The 4,999-nt window shown below is 65.9% G+C and carries 5 protein-coding genes and 1 pseudogene; 2 read left to right on the top strand and 4 right to left on the bottom strand.

Translation table 11 applies throughout. From position 1 onward, the window contains the following. The first annotated feature begins 244 nt into the window (after positions 1–244). Positions 245–754: a DUF1465 family protein gene (locus JHD07_RS05745; protein WP_291619915.1), complete on the top strand. Its 510-nt coding sequence runs from the start codon at positions 245–247 to the stop codon at positions 752–754. Positions 755–935: 181 nt separating this feature from the next. Here the strand turns inward: JHD07_RS05745 and rpmE are convergent, their stop codons facing one another. Continuing rightward, positions 936–1,163 (bottom strand): 50S ribosomal protein L31, encoded by a 228-nt coding sequence (gene rpmE, locus JHD07_RS05740; protein WP_011084323.1) that lies wholly within the window; start codon positions 1,161–1,163, stop codon positions 936–938. 196 nt (positions 1,164–1,359) lie between these two features. On the opposite strand from rpmE, the gene JHD07_RS05735 reads away from it, so the two are divergent. Continuing rightward, positions 1,360–3,210, top strand: coding sequence for an ABC transporter ATP-binding protein/permease (locus JHD07_RS05735; RefSeq protein ID WP_291619877.1), 1,851 nt, complete (start codon positions 1,360–1,362; stop codon positions 3,208–3,210). Between the two features lie 35 nt (positions 3,211–3,245). Here the strand turns inward: JHD07_RS05735 and JHD07_RS05730 are convergent, their stop codons facing one another. From JHD07_RS05730 to JHD07_RS05720, 3 genes and pseudogenes are all read right to left on the bottom strand, one after another. After that, positions 3,246–3,686, bottom strand: coding sequence for a GNAT family N-acetyltransferase (locus tag JHD07_RS05730; RefSeq protein WP_291619875.1), 441 nt, complete (start codon positions 3,684–3,686; stop codon positions 3,246–3,248). 124 nt (positions 3,687–3,810) lie between these two features. Then, a complete protein-coding gene (locus tag JHD07_RS05725) occupies positions 3,811–4,839 on the bottom strand; it encodes a peptidoglycan -binding protein (protein ID WP_291619873.1) in 1,029 nt (342 codons plus the stop codon). A 22-nt stretch (positions 4,840–4,861) separates the two neighbouring features. After that, positions 4,862–4,999: pseudogene (locus JHD07_RS05720) on the bottom strand (flagellar motor protein MotA); the annotation flags it as partial.

The following is a 4,999-nucleotide window of genomic DNA, read 5'->3' as shown; positions in this document are numbered from 1 at the left end:
CACCGAGTGGCTCCTGTCCACTCTGTTTGACGCCTCCCTGTTATCAACTTTCAAAGCCGCCGGTCTCCGGCGGCTCTTTTTTTGGCCCGATTGCGTCTCGTGCCGGTTGAATTTCCAAGGAAGACCCGCGGAAACCATATCCGCGCTTGTCACTGGACTCCGCGCTTCGCCCGCGCAATGATTTGTTCATCATAAGCCGGCGTCAAAGCCGGACGGTCAAACAGTTGCGTAAGAGGCGTTTACCATGGAACGTTTGCAGGCCGACGGCGCTCTCGTTCAACTCAGCGAGCGGTTCACAAACTCTGCGGCGTTCGGAAATTTGTTCCGTGAGGGCATGGACCTCGTCGAAGAAACCGCCGCCTATCTCGACGGCGCCGGCCGCACCGAGGCCAAGGCGCTCGACCGTGCCGTCAGCCTCACCTATGCGACCGAGAGCATGCGCCTCACCACCCGCCTGATGCAGCTCGCCTCCTGGCTGCTGCTGCATCGCGCGGTGAAGGAAGGCGAGATGACGCTGAGCCAGGCGAACCGCGAGAAGACCAAGGTCAAGCTCACCGCCGCCGATCCCGGTCCCGCTGACACCATCGAGAAGCTGCCTTCCCAGCTCCAGGACCTGATCCATCGCTCGATGAGCCTGCAGACCCGCGTGCGCCGCCTCGACAGCACGATCCACACCCCGCCGACCGAACAGGTCGCGATCGGCAATCCGCTGGTGCCGCACCTCAACGCGCTGAAGGCCGCGTTCGAGCGGTAGGGACCGATCCACAAACTCAGTCGTCATTCCGGGACGCGCCACTTGGCGCGGGCCCGGAATCCATACTCCCGATCGTGGTTATGGATTCCGGGCTCGCCCTTCGGGCGCCCCGGAATGACGGCGAACAAAAAACACCCCCGGTTTCCCGGGGGTGTTTTTTCATCCAACCCTTGCGGCTGGCTCAATCCTTTTTCAAAAAGCCCGAAAACTTCTTCTGGAAGCGCGAGACGCGGCCGCCGCGGTCCATGATCTGAGCGTTGCCGCCGGTCCAGGCCGGGTGCGACTTCGGGTCGATGTCGAGGTTCAGCGTGTCGCCTTCCTTGCCCCAGGTGGAGCGGGTCAGGTACTCGGTCCCGTCGGTCATCACGACCTTAATCGTATGATAATCCGGATGAATTTCGGCTTTCATGGCAAATTCCTCGGCGCCCGGCGCCTGTTTTGGTGGCTCGCGAATGACGGATTTGGCGGCTCTATACCTCACGAAACCCCGCAAAACAAGCCACGCGGGATTGTGAACCGAGTTTGCCCCTAAGGGACATCCCGGATTTGCCACTACCCGCGCACCGGCCTAATTGGGAGCGAGCAGATACAATGGGTCGGATCTCATGAGCGCAGTGGAACGGCTTGATGACCAATATGTCGATCAACCCGATATGAATTCGGCGGAGACCCCCTCGATCGAGGCCGACCTGATCGAGCAGCCTGCCAAGGGCCGCGCAAAACTCCGGCCGCTGCTGGCGCTCGCGCCTTATGTGGGCCGCTATCGCGGTCGCGCGGCGCTCGCCTTCGTGGCGCTGACGATCGCCGCGCTGACCACGCTGCTGGTGCCGATCGCGGTGCGCCGGATGATCGATTTCGGCCTGACGCCCGAAGGCATCGAGCTGATCAACAGCTATTTCTCGGTGATGCTCGCGGTGGTCGGCGTGCTCGCGATCGCCAGCGCCGCGCGCTACTACCTCGTGATGACGATCGGCGAGCGCATCGTTGCCGACCTCCGGCGCGACGTCTTCGGTCATCTGCTGTCGCTCTCGCCCGCCTTCTTCGATTCCGCGCGCAGCGGCGAATTGATCTCACGGCTCACCGCCGACACCACCCAGCTCAAATCGGCCGTCGGCGCCTCCGTCTCGATCGCGCTGCGCAACCTGATGATGTTCCTGGGCGCCGCGACGATGATGGTGATCACGAGCCCGAAGCTCTCGGGCTTCGTGCTGCTCGCCATTCCCCTGATCGTGCTGCCGCTGGTGGCCTTCGGGCGCTGGGTGCGGCGGCTGTCGCGCAATGCACAGGATACGCTCGCCGAAGCTTCGGCCTATGCCGGCGAGCTGGTCGGCGCGATCCGCACCGTGCAGGCCTATACCAGCGAGCAGTTTGCCGAGAAGCGCTTCGGCGGCGAGGTCGAGCAGGCCTATGAGGCCGCGCGCACCTCGACCCAGGCCCGCGCCGTGCTCACGGCCATCATCATCTTCATCGTGTTCGCAAGCGTGGTCGCCATCCTCTGGATCGGCTCGCATGACGTGCTCTCCGGCGCGATCACGCCGGGCCGGCTCGGCCAGTTCGTGCTCTATGCCGTGTTCGCCGCGGCGGGCCTCGGCCAGCTCAGCGAGGTCTGGGGCGAGGTCTCGGCGGCATCCGGCGCGGCCGAGCGCCTGTTCGAGATCCTCCACGTGAAGCCCGAAATCGCCGCGCCCGCGGCGCCGCTGGCGCTGCCGGTGCCGGCGCGCGGCGAGGTCGGCTTCGACCGGGTCAGCTTCGCCTATCCGGCGCGGTCCGACGTCAAGGTGCTCGACGCCGTGTCGTTCACCGTGCGTCCCGGCGAGAAGGTCGCGATCGTCGGTCCCTCCGGCGCCGGCAAGAGCACGATCTTTCACCTCCTGCTGCGCTTCTACGATCCGCGCAGCGGGACGATCTCGCTCGACGGCGTGCCGGTCAAATCCGCCGATCCCAAGGATTTCCGCGCCCGCATCGCGCTGGTGCCGCAGGACTCCGTGGTGTTCGCCGCGACCGCCCGCGAGAACATCCGCTTCGGCCGGCCCGATGCGACCGATGCCGAGGTCGAGCGCGCCGCCGAGCTCGCCCATGCTGCCGAGTTCATCCGCCGCCTGCCCGAAGGTTTCGAGACCGCGCTCGGCGAGCGCGGCGTGACGCTGTCCGGCGGCCAGCGCCAGCGCATCGCGATCGCGCGCGCCATCCTGCGCGACGCGCCGCTGCTGCTGCTCGACGAAGCGACCTCCGCGCTCGACGCCGAAAGCGAGACGCTGGTGCAGACCGCGCTGGAGGAGCTGATGCGCCACCGCACCACGCTCGTCATCGCCCATCGCCTCGCCACCGTGCTCTCCTGCGACCGCATCCTGGTGATGGACCATGGCAAGATCGTCGAGCAGGGCACCCATGCCGAACTGGTGGCGGCGAACGGCCTCTACGCGCGGCTGGCGCGGCTGCAGTTCGAGGTGGCGTAGACGCCTCATAATGATGGCGGAAAGTACCGGTATTCTCAGGCCCGCCACACCATCTTCAACACCGGCCGCCCCGAGGTCGGGTTGACGTCGTCGCCGGCATGGGCAAAGCCGTTGCGCTCGTAGAAGCGGATGGCGCGGGCATTGTCCTTGTTGACGAGCAGCATGATGCCTGAAGGCGACAGCCGCTTGGCCTCGTCCACCAGCAACCGCGCGGCATCCGATCCCCAGTGCGCGGGATCGACCACGAGCTGGTCGAGATAGCCCTCGCGATCGATGGTGACGAAACCGGTGAGGGCGCCGCCCTGTTCCGCCACCACGATCTGGGCCTTCGGCACCAGATCCTTGCGCCAGCGCTCGCGCCACCAGTCCAGCCGCGCCGCGAAATCGATCTGCGGATAGGCCTCTTGCCAGGTGCGATGCCAGAGCTCGATCGCGGCAGCTTCGTCCTCGGGCCGATAGGAGCGGAGGTGGATCATGAAGTCGTCATGCCCGGGCTTGTCCCGGGCATCCACGAGAAGCCACGAACACGGAAGCAAAGACGTGGATGGCCGGGCCAAGCCCGGCCATGACGGTGGGGTGAGTACCGTGCGTCCCTCACCACTACCGCTCCGTCAGCTTCAGCTCGATGCGGCGGTTGCGCTTGTAGGCTTCTTCGGTGTTGCCGGTGTCGAGCGGCTGGAATTCGCCGAAACCGGCGGCGACGAGGCGCTGGGCGGGCACGCCGAGCGAGACCAGGTATTGCACGACCGAGATCGAGCGGGCCGCGGACAGGTCCCAGTTCGACCTGAAGTTCGCGCCGCTCACCGGCCGCACGTCGGTATGGCCGTCCACGCGCAGCACCCAGGGGATCTCGCTCGGGATCTTCTTGTCGAGCTCGATCAGCGCGGTCGCCAGCGTCTCGAGCTCGGCGCGGCCTTCGGGCAGCAGCATGGCCTGGCCGGTGTCGAAGAACACTTCGGACTGGAACACGAAGCGGTCGCCGACGATGCGGATGTCGGGCCGGTTGCCGAGAATGGCGCGCAGCCGGCCGAAAAACTCCGAGCGATAGCGCGACAATTCCTGCACGCGCTGCGCCAGGGCGACGTTGAGGCGGGAGCCCAGATCGGCAATGCGGTTCTGCGATTCCTTGTCGCGTTTCTCGGAGGCATCCAGCGCCTCCTCCAGCGCGGCCAGCTGCCGCCTGAGCGCGCTGATCTGCTGGTTCAGCACCTCGATCTGCGCCAGCGCCCGCGCCGAGACCGCCTTCTCCGAGTCCAGCGCCTTGCCGAGCTCGGCGGTCTTGCCTTGCGCGTCGTTGCCCGCCGCAGCCAGGCCGTCATAGAGGCCCTTGATGCGGTCGCGCTCGCCCTCGGCCGAGGCGAGGCCGGCCTTCAATTGCGAGACCTGGTCGTCAAGCGTGAGCTTGCCGAGCTTCTCCAGCGACAACAGCTCGTTGAGCTGGGCGATCTTGGCGTTGAGTTGCTCCAGCGCTTTGTCCTTGCCGGTGACCTCCTGCGACAGGAAGAACTGCACCACCAGGAATACCGACAGCATGAACACGATCGACAGCACCAGCGTTGACAGCGCATCGACGAAGCCGGGCCAGTAGTTCAGGCCGCCTTCGCTGCGGCGGGCGCGGGCAAGAGCCATGATCGTTTCTTTCGTCTAGCTGCTAATTCTTTTCCGGCTGGCGCGCGATCCGCTCCAGCAGGCGCCGGATCTCGCGGTTCTGCTCGCCCTGGCCGTCGGCCCATTCGCGGATCATCTGCTGCTCGGTGCGCATGTGCGAGACCAGCGCCTGGATCGCTTC

The organism is Bradyrhizobium sp., from assembly GCF_016462955.1.
Lineage (GTDB): Bacteria > Pseudomonadota > Alphaproteobacteria > Rhizobiales > Xanthobacteraceae > Bradyrhizobium.
Note: the sequence above shows the minus strand (reverse complement) of the source record. Positions and strands in the feature narration are given on the sequence as shown.

Excerpts from the sequence above, each read along its gene's own strand:
- JHD07_RS05745 (WP_291619915.1), top strand. The coding sequence starts at position 245 with ATGGAACGTTTGCAGGCCGACGGCGCTCTCGTTCAACTCAGCGAGCGG.
- rpmE (WP_011084323.1), bottom strand. The coding sequence starts at position 1,163 with ATGAAAGCCGAAATTCATCCGGATTATCATACGATTAAGGTCGTGATG.
- JHD07_RS05735 (WP_291619877.1), top strand. The coding sequence starts at position 1,360 with ATGAGCGCAGTGGAACGGCTTGATGACCAATATGTCGATCAACCCGAT.
- JHD07_RS05730 (WP_291619875.1), bottom strand. The coding sequence starts at position 3,686 with ATGATCCACCTCCGCTCCTATCGGCCCGAGGACGAAGCTGCCGCGATC.
- JHD07_RS05725 (WP_291619873.1), bottom strand. The coding sequence starts at position 4,839 with ATGGCTCTTGCCCGCGCCCGCCGCAGCGAAGGCGGCCTGAACTACTGG.